This is a genomic window from Lyngbya sp. CCY1209 (genome assembly GCF_035615495.1).
In the GTDB taxonomy this organism is placed as follows: domain Bacteria; phylum Cyanobacteriota; class Cyanobacteriia; order Cyanobacteriales; family Microcoleaceae; genus Limnospira.
Genome location: NZ_JAJENU010000323.1, coordinates 1 through 16,819 on the forward strand (window position 1 = coordinate 1; position 16,819 = coordinate 16,819).

A 16,819-nucleotide genomic window follows, 5' to 3' on the forward strand; every position below is an offset into this window, starting at 1 on the left:
GAGAGGAGAGAGGAGAGAGAAATTCTGGGGTTTCCTGATTTCTCCCCTGTGTAACTATGCCAGCGCACAGTGCTATAGCTAGAGTCTCGCACTTTTGTGATATTGGTCTTTATCATTGAATAGAGCAGCCCAAAATCCCGTATCAACGATGATCATATTTAGAGTCTAGTTCTTCTTGAATAACAGATTTATAATGAGTCGAAAGGTTTGGCTCGGCACTGATACAGCCGATCAATCCAGATTCTTTGAGAATGTCTAGAGTCCTCTCGTATCTACTTGGGTGCATTTTGATGATTTTAGCATATCCAACGAATTACTGATGTCCACTCATTCCTACACCCAATCGGGTCACAGCCCCCAGAATTGGGGGTTTGGGGGGAATGATTTCCGATGGCTATATACGGAAGGGGATAGAATTGAGATTAATGTTGGAATTGAATTGAAGTCAATATACAAGGAAGGGTCAGACTCATGGGACGGCAATATCACTTTGTTTTTCTCAGTGCGACATCTGTGGCGATCGCGGCTTGTCTCAGTTGGGGGGCGATCGGCGCGGCTCAACCCATCCGAGGCGGTGGGGGAGGTTTTTCCTACGGTTGCAGCGGCGAACTACAGAGCGGCGATCGCACTTTAGAATCCGACGGCAGTTTGTACGATATTTGCGAATTTGAAGGACGGGCCGGCCAGTCCATCTCCATCACTTTAGAAAGTTCGGATTTTGACACCGTTTTGGCCGTCATCGACCCCGAGGGCAACCTGGTGGCCTCGAACGACGATCGCAATGAGAATACCACCAATTCCGAACTGACCGTCACTTTGCCAATGGATGGAACCTATCAACTGGTCGTGAACGCTTACGACGATAGCGGTTCGGGATGGTACACGCTCTCTGCCACTTCCACCGGAGACTCCCCGCAACCCGTAGATGACGATAACGACATGGCGGTTTCCCAAGTCGGCACGGCGGCGGAATTCTACAACCGCTATCGGGGTAATCCCGGCGCCATTCCGATTCCCGATTGTGCCACCCGCACCTCCGATCTCACCCGCGACGAAATCCAGCAAATTTTGCTCGAACACAACCGCTCCCGCAAAGATGCCGATCGCCACGTCCCCGACGGATTGCCCCCATTGCCGGCGGTGACGTGGAATTGCGACGCCGCGGCGATCGCGCAACAGTGGGCCGACCAAACCCGGGGCGCTCAGGGCCACAGCGAAAACACCTGGCGGCAGCAACAATTCGGCAGTCGCACCGGCTTGCAAGGTGGGGCGGCGAAACTGGGGGAAAATTTGGGATGGTCGGGGGGAAGCGATCGCTCGGTGGTGTCTCCGGTGGTCAGCAGCGTCACCAGTTGGGACGACGAACGCGAGGATTACAACCACAGCACCCAAGCCTGTAGCGGTGTCTGCGGCCATTATACCCAGATGGTGTGGCGGGAAAGTACCGCGATCGGTTGCGGCGTTTATCGCGGTCCGGTCAGTTGGCCCGGAAGCGATCGCACCTGGCCCGAAGGTTATTTTTTGAGCTGCACCTATCACAACGCAGGCAACTTCAATAACGACCCCCCTTTGATCGACCATCCCGATTGGTATTACGATTAAAATACCCAACGGGTTGCGAAATGAGGTTCCCCCCCTCCCCACTGAGTACACCCCACCGAACACACCCCAATTCAAATGAACCGCATCCGATCGCCCCTGACTTCCGTTTTATCTCGCCTGCAACTCTGGCTGGACTCGCCCTGGCTGGACGCTTTGGCGATCGCGGCCTGGGGTTTTTTATTATTGAAATATTGGATCACCGGAAAACTCAACATCCTCATCCACCCCAACTACTTCGGCCTCACCATCTTTGGTGGGGTGGGTTTGCTCATTTTGGGAGGGTTCCGGGCTTGGGAACTGTGGCAAAATTCTCGGAAAAACCCCGAACTCGCGGCCCGGCAGTCCCTCGATCACATCACCCTGTTTCCCCAAGGCTGGAGTACCGCCCTACTCTTGATTGCCGCGCTAATGGGCCTGCTCATCACCCCCCGCACCTTCGGCAGCCATACAGCCCTGCAGCGGGGTCTGACGGAATCCCTCCCCGTGACGCGGCTCGAACCCCAGGAATTCCGCACCGCCGCCAAACCGGAGGAGCGAGGACTCATCGAATGGGTGCGACTCCTCAACGTCAACCCCGAACCCGATACCTACAAAGGCCAAAAGGTCGATGTCACCGGTTTCGTGATTTATCCCCCCTCCCTCCCCAAAAATTACATCTGGATCTCCCGATTCGTGATCACCTGCTGCGCCGCCGACGCCTATCCGGTGGGCCTCCCCGTCCTGCTTCCCGACAACAACCGGGCGCCTTACCCCCAGGACAGTTGGCTGCAAGTTGAAGGCGAAATGACCACCCAAGTCCTCAATAACGAGCGCCGACTCACGATAAAAGCCCTCAGATTGACGCCGATTCCGGAACCTCGCAACCCTTACGAGTATTGATCTCGTCTCCGTTTTTCTTCGTTCTAGACCATCTCCTCCTAGAGGGGGATGAGTTTCGGATGGAAAGTTTATTAAGATTTGTAACAAGGTTGGAAAAAGTCATCGGAATGAATCGTGATTTTAAATTTCCAACTTTGACGCAACAAAAGGAGAAATCCTTATGACTTTTGCCCAGTTAAAAGACAATCAAGAGAAAGTATTGTCCACATTTAGAGGATTGAGCGTAGATACTCAATTGGCGCTGCTGTGGTACATCTACGAGAAGATGGGCAAATCGATCACACCCGCGGCACCCGGCGCGGCGGAACCGCCGATCGCGGAAGGGTTATATAATCAGGTGAAAGAACTTTCCCAGGAAGAACAACTGGAAGTTCAGCGGAATCTTCTCCGCCAAGCCGACACGAAAATTGGTCGCGAATACGGCTCCTTGAGCGACAATACCCAATTGCTGTTTTGGTATCGTCTGGCTCAGGGAATGGAAGAAGGGGCGATTGTCCCCATGCCGGAAAACTATCAGTTGCCGGAAAATGCCAAAACCCTGCTGGCGGCGGTAGAAAGCCTGAGTTTTGACCAACAGATCACGTTCCTGCGGAACGCCGTCTCCGCCGGCGGTGCCGCCCCCAAACCCGGCGCCGAGATCTAAGCCGGAAAGACGACAGTGGCGGGCATTCCGCCCGTTCCCCCCTCCCGCACGGGGGGTTTTTTTGTGGAAATCGTCAATTGTTCATGAATTTCTCAGGCAAAAATCATTTTAAATCGGCATTTCTTGCTTAAACTGTAGGAAACTGTTCCCCCGTGGAGGTGCCGATGAAATTTATGGATTGGATGGGTCTGATTCATCCGTTTCTGGCTGTCGTTGTCGTTTTTCCCATTATCGGGATTGTCACCAGTATGGCTTGGCAAACCCGCCAGCGCCGGGTGCAGACGGCCGAACGCGGGAGCAAGAGTAAAATCCCCCCGATGGTGGGACCCGAACACCTGAAGATGGGCCGCTGGCTGACGGGGTGGGTGGTCGGCATCACCCTGGTCGCCCTGGCTTATTCCGTCGCGTTCAAGGGAGTGTTTAAAGAGCTCTCCCCGGAAAAAATGCCGGAGGCGATCTTTGTCATTTTGATGTTTGTTGCCACGATCGCCTCTCTGGTCTTTCTCTACAGGGCGAAACCGAATCAACCCCTGTGGCGGGGGGTTTTTGCCACGCTGACGGGGGCGGGGTTGGTGATTTTGGGGATGCAAGATGGGGTGTTTCGCCGGGGCTATGAGTGGTATGTTTCCCATTATTATTACGGCATTTTGGCGGCGCTGTTGATGGTGTTGTCGTTGGCGATCGTCCCCGATATTTACAAATCTAAAAAATGGCGCATCGCCCACACTGCCCTCAACTGCGTCGCCCTGTTGCTGTTCGTGGGGCAGGGGTTCACCGGTTCCCGGGATTTGCTCGAAATTCCCCTGAGTTGGCAGAGCGACCACCTCGGAAAGTGCGACTGGGCCAACCAGACCTGTCCGGACGGGTCGGAGTCGAATCGGCCCCGGGCGCCGGAGATGGCGATCGGTTCCCAATCCACCCCAAAATAAATGGGCATTTCAGCCGGAAAGAAACGGGATTTGCTAAACTGCGGTCATCGGTTTGATTCGCGATCGCGCCTATCCCATGTCTCAACAAAAGAACGAAACGCTGATTCTGATTGTCGCCCTGTTGATTACCGGGGGATTGTTAGCCGTCGGTTATTTTGCGTTCATGCGGTGGCAGTCCGGGACGCCGGAAAATATCCCCGACTCGTCCCAAACCTCCCCATCCCAACCCTCTCCCCGACCCGATGCCGGGGAAGTGGCGGGTTCGGTGAGTCGGGGCGATCGCCTGTTGGTGTCCGGCCAGACGTCGGCGGCGAAGCGGGGGGGGATCGAAGCGTTGGCCGCCGGGGATTACGATCGCGCGATCGCGCAATTTGAAGCGTCTTTGCAGGACAATCGCAACGATCCCGAAGCGCTCATTTACTTGAATAATGCCCGCATCGGCGATCGCAAGGCCTACACGATCGCCGTTTCCGTCCCCGTCAGCACGGCGGAAAATGCGGCCCAGGAGATGTTGCGGGGGGTCGCCCAGGCTCAAAACGAGGTCAACGAGGCGGGCGGCATCGGTGGGGTGCCCCTGCGGGTGGTCGTCGCGGACGACGCCAACAGCCCTCAAGTGTCTCCGAAAGTGGCGGCTTCCCTGGTGGAGGAGTCGGACATATTGGGGGTGGTGGGGCATTTCGGCAGCGACGTCACCCGGGCCGCGGCGCCGGTGTACGAAGAAGGAGAATTGGTGGCGATCACCCCCACGAGTACCTCAGTGGAGTTATCGACGGCGGGGGATTATATTTTTCGCACCGTCCCGAGCGATCGCTTCACGGGAAATGCCCTGGCAAAATACGCGATCGAGCGCCTCAGATTGAGGCGGGCGGCGGTTTTTTATAATGGCCAGAGCAGTTACAGCCGCTCCCTCAAAGATGAATTCACCACCGCCCTTTATGGGGACGGGGGCGAGGTGGTGGCCGAGTTCGACCTCGCCGACCCGAATTTTAACGCCTTTCGAGCCTACGAAGAAGCCAAACAGCGGGGGACGGAAGTCATCGTTTTGGCGGCGAATACGGCAACAATCGAGCCGGCGCTGCAGGTGGTGCGGGTCAATCGCGGGGAATTGCCGATTTTGGGCGGAGACAGCCTCTACAAGCCGGAAACCCTGAAAGTCGGGGGGGACAGCGAGGACATGGTGGTGGCGGTGCCCTGGCACGTCCTGGCCGTTCCGAGTTCGGAATTTCCCGGCGCGGCGCGCCAGTTGTGGGGGGGGGACGTGAACTGGCGCACGGCGATGGCCTACGACGCGACGGAGGCTTTGATCGCCGCGATCGCCGAAAATCCCACCCGCCGGGGGGTGCAGGAGGCGCTCTCGGACCCGGGCTTTTCGGCCGAGGGGGCGACGGGGACGATCCGGTTTTTGGCTTCGGGCGATCGCAATCAGGCGGTGCAGTTGGTGCGGGTGGAACCGGGGCGGCGATCGGGCTTCGGCTACGATTTCGTCCCGGTTTCGGAGGGGCTTTAGGGTTCGGGGATGTCGATGTCGTAGTGGTGGCAGAGCGATCGGACTTTTTCGCGGATTTTCTCCCGGACGGCTTCCCGGATGGATTCGGGGGAGATGACGACCATATCCGGCGCATTTTGCAGGACTTCCCGGACAAACCAATAGGTGTTGGAGATGCGGCGGTGGACTTGTTTGATTTTGGGGTTCTCCTCCAGCCAAGTTTCGCTTTCGTCGGCGGATCGGGTTTTGTAGGAGAAAGCGAGGCGATTGTGTAAGTGCACTTCCACCGAAATGCGATCGAGGTCGGGTCGCCACGGGCCGGATACGGGACGCACGGCCGCTTCCGGGATGCGATCGAGCCGCAAACACCAATTGTGTCGCAGCGGTTCGATATCCAGGTTTCCCTCGGTTTCGTCACACCAACAATCGAGGTACTGGCGTTCTTCGTGGGGGACGATTTCGGCGTGGCGGACGGTAAATTGCCACGGACGGCCCATCGCGTCCTGGTAGAGGAGTTGAAAGGGCTCTCGGCGTTTGATATGGCGGTCGATTTCCAGCCTCCAGGGGGGGGGCGGGTTGCCCAGAAACGCTTCGATTTGGGTTCGCAGGGGGATCGAGAGCTCGCCGCGATCGCGCAATAATTTGGCGATGGCGATCGCTTCTTCCAGGTGGCCCGCGTCGATGGCATCGTTCCGGGCTCGTTCCAGGGCTTGAATGCGGGCGTCGGACCAATCGTGATTGGGGGCGATCTGGAGTTGGTGGCGGGCGATCGCTTCTACCAATTTGGAGATATTGGCGCGATCGCCCCATTTTTTGCCAAATTCCAGGGCGAGAGCTTCCAATTCGCTTTTATCCCGTTCGGACAGGGACAGGGTGACGGTGCGGCCTTTGCGACTCATATTTGTACGGACACTTTACCAGTAAACTATCTTGCTGATTCCAATTTTGGGGGATAGAATCGGGAATATCAACGTTATACGGACACAAAAATTAACCCATGTCCGACACCAGCATTATCCTCAAACCCGTTTTCTCCTGTCCGGCGGATGGGAATATTCCCCGGGTGAAATTGCCCCCAGATTGGCGTTTATCCTGGCATCAGGCGGAAACCGTGAAAGCCATTCGCGACCCGAATATCGACGTTGCGATCGATACTGCTTTGACGGGGGACGGCAAAACCTTACCCGCCTATTTGGACACATTTGAATCCCCCGATTGTTGCGTGATGGGGTGCTATCCCACCAACGAACTCGCCCGAGATCAGGAAATTGCCATCCGGGGTTATATCGAACAGTTCCAACCGTCTTCGGAACCGCGAATTGTGCGCCTGAGTAGTGCGGAGTTGGAGGCTTATTCTGAAAGTAATCAGATCAGAAAAGACGCGGCGATCGCAACCCGCGCCGGCCAGTCGGAAATTTTGCTGACGAACCCGGATATGCTGCACTATCTGCACCGGGGAGCCTATACCTGGAAAAATGACAATCCCGATAAGCTGTGGGGTCGGATTGACAAGGATTTTGACTTGTTCGTTTTTGATGAGTTCGGGTTATTTTCCGCCCCGCAAATTGCCAGCGTCATCAATACCGCACTTTTGATTAAAAATACCAACCGCCGGAAAAAGTTTCTCTTTTTGTCGGCGACACCGGATGAAAATTTTCCGGAAAAATTGCATCTGGCGGGTTTCCGAATCAAACTTATCGATCCGGTTCGGGAGCAGAAATATCAGTTTCCGGACACCGCCGAAGAGGAACGACAGTTATTATCCCGAGGATGGCGGCAGGTGACGCGGACGGTTCGACTCAACTTTGAAGGGTTGGAACCGACGGCGGGAGCTTCCGAAGCCTGGTTGAGGGAGAACGGCGATCGCATCCTGAATCAATTTTTGCAGAATCCCGGCAGTAAAGGGGCGATAATCCTCAATTCCATCGCATCCGTCAAGCGGTTAGTGCCATTTTTCAGAAATTTATTTGAACCCGAAGGATTGACGGTCGGGGAAAATACGGGATTATCTGGAAAGACAGAAAAAGCGCGATCGCTCTCCTCCGATCTGGTGTTGGGAACCAGCACCATCGATGTCGGCGTTGACTTTAAAATTAATTTCCTCATTTTTGAATCGGCCGATGCCGGGAACTTCATCCAGCGGTTGGGACGTTTGGGAAGACACGAGGGATATCTCAAAAATGGGAACTGGGTGAAATTTGCAGAATTTACGGCTTTTGCATTGGTTCCAAAGTTTTTGGTCGAGCGGCTGTTTGCGATCGATCCGCCGCCGTTGGCAGCCGAAGGCATTTACGATCGCATCTTTTTCAACGGTCAGATTATCGACAATTACCAAAAAATCAACAACTTCGCGGGATATTATCGTCGCTGGGGTGCGGTACAGTCGGCGATGCTGTGTCGGCAGTTAAACCATCCCGACTTAAAGCGACAGTATCAGGGGAGCGCCCAGGCTTTGAAGCGAGACTGTCAGACGGTATTTGAAACCCACTTGGGAAAAGTTATAGGTGAGATGAAAAAATGGGGGGAGGAGTGGCGAGAGTTTTCCGGAAACAAGACGGGAAATCCCATTGTAGAAGAGGCGACGAGTTTTCGGGGTTCGAGTCCCCTCCAGTGCGGGTTGTACGACCTGACGGAACCGGACGAACGCGAACGGTTCAAAACTTACGATTTGCCGGGAATCTTGGGGAATTTGGACATCGAGCCGATGACGAAAGGGGAGTTTTTAAAAACGCGGAAAGATGTCGCCACCCGCACGGAAACCCCCATTCCCAGAAGCCGTTTTGAATATTGTTTGGGTTTTATGAAACTGTTGCGATATCGGGAAGAACGGTTAAATTGGCAGTTTATTTATCCGGGAGATTTGCAGGCGATCGCGGACGGGTGGAAAGTCCAAGTCCTCGCGGGGATTGAAGTTTGGCAACCGGAAAACCCCTGGATCGCCGATATCAACAAGCGTTTGAAGCGTCAGGCGTTGGTGTGTTACGTCCTCCGCCTCCCCGTCACCGAAGCCAGAGTCCGCCTGCGTTTACCCATGCACTTTCAAATTTACCCCATCGGCGATCGGGATGCCGTCCACGCCGCGGCCCCCTATGCGATCGCGTTCGGACAGTCGGCGTTATTACTCGACACCCTCACCCATTGGCTGAAACCCAAAGGAGACGAGACATGGATTGTGTAGGAATGGCATCCCTCATAGGGATCAGAACCCGGTCAGTTTGAACAGTTTAAGCAGCAATCAATCATGAGCGATCGCGAAATGAAGACTCTCAAACATCAACTCCGAAGTCAAATTGATTCCTTTTTACAAGAGTGGGGGGTTACATGAAACAAAACTGCTGAATATCTCGATTCTTTGGAGACATAAATTATGGCTAGAAAACGCAAATCATCCGATCCAGAAGCGGAACAACTCTCTTTATTTGACATTCAGGATCATTCGCCATCAGAGATGATCGACGATTCCGATGATGACTGGTTAGACGATGAAGAGTTAGACCTGAATTTTGAACCCAGCGATCGCACCTTAGAACCGAAAACCTCGGAACTGCTGACGCTGAAGTTATTGCGGGAAGCCATTGTGGCACAAAATCCAGGCGATCGCGTCATGGCGGACTTTGGGGAATACGTCCTTCCCAATTTGCTGCGGGTTGCGATCGGAGTGACGGCGAAAGGTGGCAAATTTTTTGACGAATTGGATCGCCAGCGGGGAAAAGAAAACGTCCGTCGCGACAATGCTGGCGATCAATCTTTAAACACTCACCTTTTAAATGGTATTTTTCCCGCCAACTTAATCGAACAGCGTCTCGAAAAATTCGACACGACGGTTAAGCGGGTGGTGAGAGAACAGGAACGGCGGATATTGGTTGGCGGATTCATTCTCCACGACTTCGAGAAATTTGATTATCGCCTATTTCCCCAAATGCCAAAACGTTATCGGGAGATCAAAACCAGTATTGAACGGAGTGAAAGTATTCGCAAATTCTCCGTTGACGAACATCGAGAAATCATTGCAATCATTGTTCTAGAATTGGGACTCGATCGCCTGATCTGTTCCGACACCCCGGAAAACTGGCGCGAATATATCGACGATCTGCTTTATGTGGCGTACAACGCGCAGGGAAAAAAAGACACCAATTTAAACCTGTCGGAATACGGACTAAATCCGACATTGCGCGATCGCACGTTGCGTCAACTCTCCGATCTCACCCGTTTGGCGGACTTATTCGCATCGGTGATCAAACATCCCCAGAATGCGGAACATAAGACACTCAACGAACTGATTCACCAACTCAGCGACGGACAATTAAAACTCACCTATCACAGCATTTCCGAAAATCGAGGCGTTTTAACCAACGTTGTCAACAACGCATTAATTGAAGCGCACACCTGTTTGAACTCCGAAACAGAAACTTACTACGAACCCTTGCTATACCTCCCCACGGGTGCGATTTATTTGGCTCAAAAAGACGCGCCAACCATCGAAACTGAGGATATCCCCGAACGTGCGATCGCCAATATCAAACAACTTTGTGGCAATCGATTGATCGATACCCAAACGGGTTTTGGACGGGATGGAAAGGGGATGAAATATGCCGAATATTACGACCAGTTTTTTGACGAAGCCGGATTGATGACAGTGGCATTAAAAGCGACATTGCGAATTTTGAACCCCAAAAAGAAATCCGTCGCCAAAAGTCGCAGCGATAATTTAACTGAGTTTCAGCGTCGTGGCGTTCTTCCCGCCGATCTCAGTTTCAGTTTTGACGACGATATCCGCATCGATCAGATCGCCGAATTTGGGGATGTTGTCAGCCGGAAAATTTGGGGCGATCGCGTCGAGAAAATAGAAGCCTTAATTAAGGAACGAAAAAAAGAAAAATCGAGTCCCCAACTTCCCCCGGTGGAACTCCAAGCCGAAGATTTGATCGTCAAAGTTTCCGAATTTTGGGAACTGAAAGAATACCTCCCCCAAGTTCGCCACCTTCAGCGAATTAATGAAAGCCTGAAAGAACAGAAACTCAAGGGGAACACCGGGGGAGTTCCTTACGAGTGGTACTATTTGGCATCTCGATACTTGCAGAACAATCCGGGAATTGAAGATGTGCGATCGCTTTGCGAAGAACTGATTCAATATTTAGCCGGTTTGATGCAACCCATCATCCGACAATATTCCCTCCCCGACGGTTGGGACGATCTGCGGGAGTGGGTGCGGCGAGTGGTGATGTTACCCGCCACATCGCAGCAAAAAAAACAGGATGCCGACATCTTTTTAGATGAACTCGATCGCTATCAATTCGCCAAAAAGTCGGGACGGGGAAAACAGCTTATTTGTTCCGTTTCCCACTCGGCTTATACCGTGACGGAACAGATGGAATCTGCGGTTTTATTTACCCCGCAGGTTTACACCAACAAGCAAATGCTGGGGGGATCGAACGCCAAGCGGAATATTTCCAGCATTGCGGGAGTCGAAATGATGCTGAGACAGATTTTGATGAACCAAACCCAAGCGGTGGGGAAAAAATTCGAGGATGGCAAGTATCGCTATCTGTACTTTTACCCCACCTATTATTTTACCCCGGAAACCAACAAATTTTTGCAAAAGGCATACAATAATATTGCCCAAACTAGATTTAATTCCAGCCTCCGCAACCATTTTATCAATGAAAAACTGGAGGCAAATTTTGAGCGCGATCGCTATCAGCAGGTCGATTCATTTATCATTGACGAAGATCTGCAAACCCATAAAAACTTACCCGAAGGCGACCCGAATCGAAAAAGCGATCGCACCTTCAAACTGTCTTATCCGGAAGACAAACCCCTGACCTTTTACTTTATGGCATTGCCGCCGGGACGGGAGGGAACGGACACGGAATCCTGGGTGATGCCAACTTGGTTGGCGCTGTCATTTCCACTTATTTTAGATGTCAAAACCGTGGTTTCCGAGTCGCCAATTCCCCCATTTAACGACGGCGCAGAATTCGAGGAAAGCGTTTTTCTCGACAGCGCACCCCTGGCGTTTCGACTGCTGACAAACCGCGATCGCTTCCGCCTGGATTACATTCTGGAAGGGTGGGAAGAAAACAACCAATTCTATCCCTCACCCCTGAATGTTCTCACCGCCGCCTACGCCATTCATTTGGATGTCAACGCCAGACAGCGCAAATCTGGCTACGATGCCAACTGGGGGAAACTCACCGAGTTAGCCAACAACATCGCCACCAGTCCGCTGTATGTTTTTAGCTTTCTCAAAGAATGGGTGCGGAGACAGGGAATTGATACGGCGAGGATCGAAAAAATTCGACTTTACGCCTATCATTTTTATCCCTGTTTTGACCCCCATTCACAGTATAATTTTCAACAGGAGACATGGACAATGGGAGAAGAATCACCCTTGAATCACCCGAAAAAATTGACCGAACTCTATCGCAAATTCTACCGCGCCAACAAGCGATATAATCCCAAATCGAATGCGGTCTTAAAACCGATTGATATCGCCTCCGAAACAATACTGAAAGCCGAATCGAGTGTTTTTCAAGGTGAGGCGTTGGTGATGGCAGTGGCGGCGGAAGTGTTCAAACTCATGGATCGGGTTCACAGTTCTACCGCCGAAGGTCGCTGGATTTTCACTTATCAGGAACGGGATAAAGAACGGCAGGCAATTATAGAATTTGCGCGGTATTTTGTACTCGAAGTTTTTGAAAAGTCTTTCGCAGGCGATCGCGCTCGTTTGGCAGGCCGTCAAATAAACCTAATTCGAGATACCTGCGAGTTTCTCTATCGCCTAGCGGACGATGAGGAAAACCGAAAAGTGCTTGAATCTTCTCAAGAAGAAGAGTAAATCACTGGTAGGATAAGCTTCTAGCTTGTCCCTCACAGGCAGGATGCCTGTGCTACCCAAGCAAACTATCATTATTTTGGAGTCAAACAATGGCAATTTTGAAAACTGTCGATCCCAAATTTTTCCACGCCGAAATTCCCTACAAACCGATGGGAAAATATGTCCATTTTCTCACGGTTCGGATCACCGAATCCTATCCCCTATTTCAAACCGACGGCGAACTGAATAAGGCGCGAGTTCGTGCGGGAGTTGGCGATCGCACCCCCATCAGCCGCCTGACCATGTTCAAGCGCAAACAGTCCACGCCGGAACGCCTGGTCGGTCGTGAATTGCTGCGAAAATATGAATTGATGACGGCGGAAGAATGCGAATATAACGTTTCTTTTGCCATGAATAACCCCGACTGTATTATTTACGGATTCGCGATCGGCGATTCGGGTTCGGAAAAATCGAAAGTTGTCGTCGATACCGCCTTTTCAATTACCGCTTTCGACGAATCCCACGAAACCTTTACCCTCAACGCACCCTACGAAAACGGTACGATGGCATCCAAGGGAGAAAAAGGCTCAAATCCGGGGGAAGTCACCAGTCGAATTAACCAACAAGATCACATCAAACCCCAGGTCTTTTTCCCCAGCATCGTCACCCTCAAAGATCCGACCGAGGCGAGTTTTCTTTATGTCTTCAATAACATCCTGCGAACCCGCCACTACGGCGCACAAACCACCCGCACGGGCCGCCTGCGGAACGAATTGATCGGGGTGGTATTTGCAGACGGAGAAATTGTCAGCAATCTGCGCTGGACTCAGGCAATTTACGACCAATTGAAAGTCGAAAATAAACTCGGTTCCATCGATCCGCTGGATGAAAACGACGTGATAGAAGCCGCAGAAAGTGCGATCGCGCAACTGATGAACGAAGAATTTATTGTCCACACCGACTTTATCGGCGACGACTTTACACCCCTGTTAAACGAGGTCAAAACCCTGACCGGAAATGAAGCCGGAATGAAGCAAATTTTGGAACAAGCCGATCGCGAAGCAAAAGCCTATGCAGAAAAACACATCAAAAAGAAAACTAAATCAACTGCAAAAGCCAAATAAACCCCATGAGTATCAACATTTATCGCTGCGAATTAGAACTGCATGACAGTCTCTATTTTGCAACCCGAGAACTGGGGAGACTGTACGAAACCGAACCCGTGTTGCACAACTACGCCCTATCCTACGCTTTGGGTTTGGTGGATAGCGAAACCTATTCCACCACGGTTTCAGAAGACTGTTCCTATCGCTATTTTTGTGGCGAACAAGTTCCCCAATATGAGGAACACCTTACCCCCTTAAACGAACGGGGAATCTATGTCACCCCCGCCCGTCCCATCTCCCATAGTTCCGTTCTCAATACTTGGAAATATGCGGATAACCGCTACCATGTTGAAATGGAGAAAACCCAGAAAAATATACCCAGCTACGGGCGAGCGAAGGAAATCGCCCCAGAAAGTATTTTCGAGTTTTTTATTATCTCGAAAAATCAGATCCCGATTCCCCGCTGGGTGCGGCTGGGAAAATGGGCGAGTAAAGGTGAAGTAAAATCAAAACTATTACTCGATCCAAAACCAAAAAATGGCTGGTTTACCGTTTCCTATCCCTTGAATCCATTGGATGTCATGTTTTCCCATCAGGTGATTCGCTATGATGTGATTAATATGCCACCCGTCAGCTTGATTCAAAATGCACAAATTCACGGCAATTACTATCAAGCCGAGCATCCCGAAAACCCCAAAATAAAAATCAGCATTCCCGCCGAAATGGGATATCGATTTAGGGCAAATTAACCGGAGGACAAACAATGCCCATCTTCGATCGCGATCGCCCCTACACCTTCAGCCAGATATTTGAACTCAAAATCGATCCCGAAGATCTGGCGGAAGAATTCGGCTATACCCTGGAACGATCGCGCCTAAATTTGCCCCAATATTCCGGGGAACTCGATCGCCTAGAAAACCTGCGATCGCGCATCGAAGAAGTTTTGCCTTACGTCAGTCTCACCAGCGAAGCATCCCGCCGAGAAGTGCTGATTTCCCCAGTCGTGTTAGACTTAATACACTACACCAAAGCATCTCTGAAGATCGAATATCCGTTGAAAGTGACACCGCAACTGCAAGGCGTTTTAGATTACTTACTGCGAACCCAAAATCAGTTGTTGGTGATCGAAGCCAAACGGGAAGATTTGACTTACGGATTCACTCAACTGATCGCTGAACTGATCGCCCTCGATCGCTGGGATAAAACCCCCGATAACCCGATATTAATTGGGGCTGTCACCACGGGAAATATTTGGCAATTTGGGCGACTAAATCGAGAGAGTAAACAGATCCAACAAGGCTTGGATAGTTATCGAGTTCCCGAAGATCTCGATCCGTTGATGCGAATCTTAATTCAAGCGATGATTGCCGAATATTCCAGGAGTTAAAGCCATGCCATACAGTCTCGTTCTCAACCTCACCCCCGTCTCCCCCATCTCCCCCGGATACCTGAGTGGGCGCCACCTGCACGCCCTGTTTCTCACCCTCGTCACCTCCGTCGATCGCGATCTCGGCAACTACCTCCACGACTCCCCCACCGAAAAAGCTTTTACTCTCAGTAACTTACAACTGAGCCAGCCGAAACGCGATCGCATTCTCCGGGTTGACTATCAAAAACCCATCCCCCCCGGAACGCCCTGTTGGTGGCGAATTACCCTCTTGGATGATAACATTTTCAGCCAACTTTCTCACCTGTGGCTGAACCTCAACCCCGATCGCCCCTGGCATCTCGGATCGGCGGATCTGAAAATTTCTAGCATCCTGGGAACCCCCCAACCCAGCCAACCTTGGGCGAACGCCTGCCCCTATTTGCAACTTTACGAACAATCGAGCGATCGCGATTCTATCCTCTCCCTCGCCCTCGCCACCCCCACCGCTTTTCGGAAGGGAAAATATGACAATTCCCTGCCCACCGCCGAATCGGTTTTCAACAGCATTCGCAGCCGTTGGAACAAATACAGCGGCATCGAAATCGGCGAACTTCCTTTCGATAGCATCTTCCCCAATTTTTTCAATATCCGCACCGAAATAACTGCCGATATTAAAAGTAAATTTATTGGCTGTATCGGAGAAATTAGCTATCGCGTTTTTGGGGATATCGATCCGGTGCAAATCAAGCAACTGAACGCTTTGGCAAATTACGCCCTTTACTGCGGCATCGGACGCAAAACCACGATGGGAATGGGCATGGCAAGGCGGCTTTAACTGTTTTCTTGAGGAGTGATTTATCAATGAAAGTCCCCCTTACCAAGGGGTGGAAATATTCAAAGTCCCCCTTGTTAAGGAGGATTTAGGGGGATATAAATCCTCTAATGACAGTCGGAGATCCCCCCCAGCCCCCCTTAATAAGGGGGGAGAAAATGTTCAAAGTTCCCCTTGTTAAGGAAAATTTTTGGGGATATAAATTCTCCGATGACAGTCGGAGATCCCCCCCAGCCCCCCTTAATAAGGGGGGAGAAAATGTTCAAAGTTCCCTTTGTTAAGCGGGGAAAGTATTCAAAGTCCCCCTTTTTAAGGGGGATTTAGGGGGATCTTCACCGCAATTAAATGGATTAACGCCATGAAAAATAACGCTCAAATTGATGATTTCGACTACATCCCGATCGCGTCTCTCAATCAGTACGCCTACTGCCCGCACCGCTGCTGGCGAATGTTTTGCGCGGGGGAATTTGTGGAAAATCAATATACCATAGAAGGGACGAGTTTACACGATCGCGTCCACACCCTTGGCGAAGGAAACCGGGATGATATCTGGCAGGTTCGGGCGGTTTGGTTGAAGTCGGAAACCTATCGGTTAATTGGTAAATCGGATTTGATTGAATCGGAAAACGGACAGCTTTATCCGGTGGAATATAAGCGGGGTAAAAAAGGAGAATGGGACAACGATGAATTGCAGGTTTGCGCCCAGGCTTTGTGCTTGGAGGAAATGACGGGACAATCGATTCCGATGGGTTATCTTTATTACGCCCATTCCCATCAGCGTCAGGAGGTGACAATTTCTCCGGAATTGCGACGGCAAACCATCGCCACTTTGGAAACGGTAATCAAGCTGTTTTCGACGGATATTGTTCCTCTTGCTTCTTATTCGCCCCGTTGCCAAGGATGCAGTCTTTTTTCTCAATGTTTGCCCCGGGCGATGGAGAAGGTGATGCGGTATCGGGAGGAGGATTGAAGATTCAAGCTGGGAATGGATACCCGCCTTGAAATGAATTTCAAGGCTAATAGCGAAAGTCCACTTAAGTGGACTGGGAAAATTGTTTTTATTCTCTTGTTTTCGATTTTGGAATAGATCTTTCCGCAATCCTCTTTAGAGGATTTTCGCTGTTAGCTTGGGAATTGATTCCCAAGCGATCTGAAA

At 51.5% G+C, this 16,819-nt stretch carries 13 protein-coding genes; 12 read left to right on the plus strand and 1 reads right to left on the minus strand.

The features are described 5' to 3' along the window. Positions 1-471 precede the first annotated feature (471 nt). From LKE08_RS09210 to LKE08_RS09230, 5 genes are all read left to right on the plus strand, one after another. Positions 472-1,602, plus strand: coding sequence for a CAP domain-containing protein (locus LKE08_RS09210; protein ID WP_324703922.1), 1,131 nt, complete (start codon positions 472-474; stop codon positions 1,600-1,602). Between the two features lie 75 nt (positions 1,603-1,677). Further along, on the plus strand, positions 1,678-2,481 hold the full coding sequence (locus tag LKE08_RS09215; protein ID WP_324703923.1) for a TIGR03943 family putative permease subunit: 804 nt from the start codon (positions 1,678-1,680) through the stop codon (positions 2,479-2,481). A 160-nt stretch (positions 2,482-2,641) separates the two neighbouring features. After that, entirely contained in the window at positions 2,642-3,124 is a 483-nt protein-coding gene (locus LKE08_RS09220) for an orange carotenoid protein N-terminal domain-containing protein (RefSeq protein ID WP_324703924.1), read from the plus strand. 164 nt (positions 3,125-3,288) lie between these two features. Further along, entirely contained in the window at positions 3,289-4,053 is a 765-nt protein-coding gene (locus tag LKE08_RS09225) for a DUF4079 domain-containing protein (RefSeq protein ID WP_324703925.1), read from the plus strand. Positions 4,054-4,129: 76 nt separating this feature from the next. Continuing rightward, positions 4,130-5,560 carry an ABC transporter substrate-binding protein gene (locus LKE08_RS09230; protein WP_324703926.1) on the plus strand — a complete coding sequence of 477 codons (1,431 nt, stop codon included), beginning with the start codon at positions 4,130-4,132 and terminating at the stop codon, positions 5,558-5,560. Here LKE08_RS09230 and LKE08_RS09235 read toward each other — a convergent pair. Next, entirely contained in the window at positions 5,557-6,438 is an 882-nt protein-coding gene (locus LKE08_RS09235; protein WP_324703927.1) for a WYL domain-containing protein, read from the minus strand. The two genes, LKE08_RS09230 and LKE08_RS09235, sit on opposite strands and share 4 nt — an antisense overlap. A 98-nt stretch (positions 6,439-6,536) precedes the next feature. Between LKE08_RS09235 and cas3 the strand changes: the two genes are divergently transcribed. From cas3 to cas4, 7 genes are all read left to right on the plus strand, one after another. Continuing rightward, positions 6,537-8,717, plus strand: a complete 2,181-nt coding sequence (gene cas3 / locus LKE08_RS09240; protein WP_324703928.1) for a type I-D CRISPR-associated helicase Cas3' — start codon at positions 6,537-6,539, stop codon at positions 8,715-8,717. A 189-nt stretch (positions 8,718-8,906) separates the two neighbouring features. Then, a complete protein-coding gene (gene cas10d, locus LKE08_RS09245; RefSeq protein ID WP_324703929.1) occupies positions 8,907-12,377 on the plus strand; it encodes a type I-D CRISPR-associated protein Cas10d/Csc3 in 3,471 nt (1,156 codons plus the stop codon). 89 nt (positions 12,378-12,466) lie between these two features. Then, positions 12,467-13,480 (plus strand): type I-D CRISPR-associated protein Cas7/Csc2, encoded by a 1,014-nt coding sequence (gene cas7d / locus LKE08_RS09250; RefSeq protein ID WP_324703930.1) that lies wholly within the window; start codon positions 12,467-12,469, stop codon positions 13,478-13,480. Between the two features lie 5 nt (positions 13,481-13,485). Beyond that, the gene (gene cas5d / locus LKE08_RS09255; protein WP_324703931.1) at positions 13,486-14,211 is read left to right on the plus strand and encodes a type I-D CRISPR-associated protein Cas5/Csc1; all 726 of its coding nucleotides are present in this window, start codon (positions 13,486-13,488) and stop codon (positions 14,209-14,211) included. Between the two features lie 14 nt (positions 14,212-14,225). Further along, positions 14,226-14,849 (plus strand): hypothetical protein, encoded by a 624-nt coding sequence (locus LKE08_RS09260; RefSeq protein WP_324703932.1) that lies wholly within the window; start codon positions 14,226-14,228, stop codon positions 14,847-14,849. A gap of 4 nt (positions 14,850-14,853) precedes the next feature. Beyond that, positions 14,854-15,666 carry a CRISPR-associated endoribonuclease Cas6 gene (gene cas6 / locus LKE08_RS09265; protein ID WP_324703933.1) on the plus strand — a complete coding sequence of 271 codons (813 nt, stop codon included), beginning with the start codon at positions 14,854-14,856 and terminating at the stop codon, positions 15,664-15,666. A 355-nt stretch (positions 15,667-16,021) separates the two neighbouring features. Beyond that, positions 16,022-16,633: a CRISPR-associated protein Cas4 gene (gene cas4, locus LKE08_RS09270; protein WP_324703934.1), complete on the plus strand. Its 612-nt coding sequence runs from the start codon at positions 16,022-16,024 to the stop codon at positions 16,631-16,633. Positions 16,634-16,819 lie beyond the last annotated feature (186 nt).

Coding starts and splice junctions, on each gene's coding strand:
- LKE08_RS09210 (WP_324703922.1), top strand. CDS start 472: ATGGGACGGCAATATCACTTTGTTTTTCTCAGTGCGACATCTGTGGCG.
- LKE08_RS09215 (WP_324703923.1), top strand. CDS start 1,678: ATGAACCGCATCCGATCGCCCCTGACTTCCGTTTTATCTCGCCTGCAA.
- LKE08_RS09220 (WP_324703924.1), top strand. CDS start 2,642: ATGACTTTTGCCCAGTTAAAAGACAATCAAGAGAAAGTATTGTCCACA.
- LKE08_RS09225 (WP_324703925.1), top strand. CDS start 3,289: ATGAAATTTATGGATTGGATGGGTCTGATTCATCCGTTTCTGGCTGTC.
- LKE08_RS09230 (WP_324703926.1), top strand. CDS start 4,130: ATGTCTCAACAAAAGAACGAAACGCTGATTCTGATTGTCGCCCTGTTG.
- LKE08_RS09235 (WP_324703927.1), bottom strand. CDS start 6,438: ATGAGTCGCAAAGGCCGCACCGTCACCCTGTCCCTGTCCGAACGGGAT.
- cas3 (WP_324703928.1), top strand. CDS start 6,537: ATGTCCGACACCAGCATTATCCTCAAACCCGTTTTCTCCTGTCCGGCG.
- cas10d (WP_324703929.1), top strand. CDS start 8,907: ATGGCTAGAAAACGCAAATCATCCGATCCAGAAGCGGAACAACTCTCT.
- cas7d (WP_324703930.1), top strand. CDS start 12,467: ATGGCAATTTTGAAAACTGTCGATCCCAAATTTTTCCACGCCGAAATT.
- cas5d (WP_324703931.1), top strand. CDS start 13,486: ATGAGTATCAACATTTATCGCTGCGAATTAGAACTGCATGACAGTCTC.
- LKE08_RS09260 (WP_324703932.1), top strand. CDS start 14,226: ATGCCCATCTTCGATCGCGATCGCCCCTACACCTTCAGCCAGATATTT.
- cas6 (WP_324703933.1), top strand. CDS start 14,854: ATGCCATACAGTCTCGTTCTCAACCTCACCCCCGTCTCCCCCATCTCC.
- cas4 (WP_324703934.1), top strand. CDS start 16,022: ATGAAAAATAACGCTCAAATTGATGATTTCGACTACATCCCGATCGCG.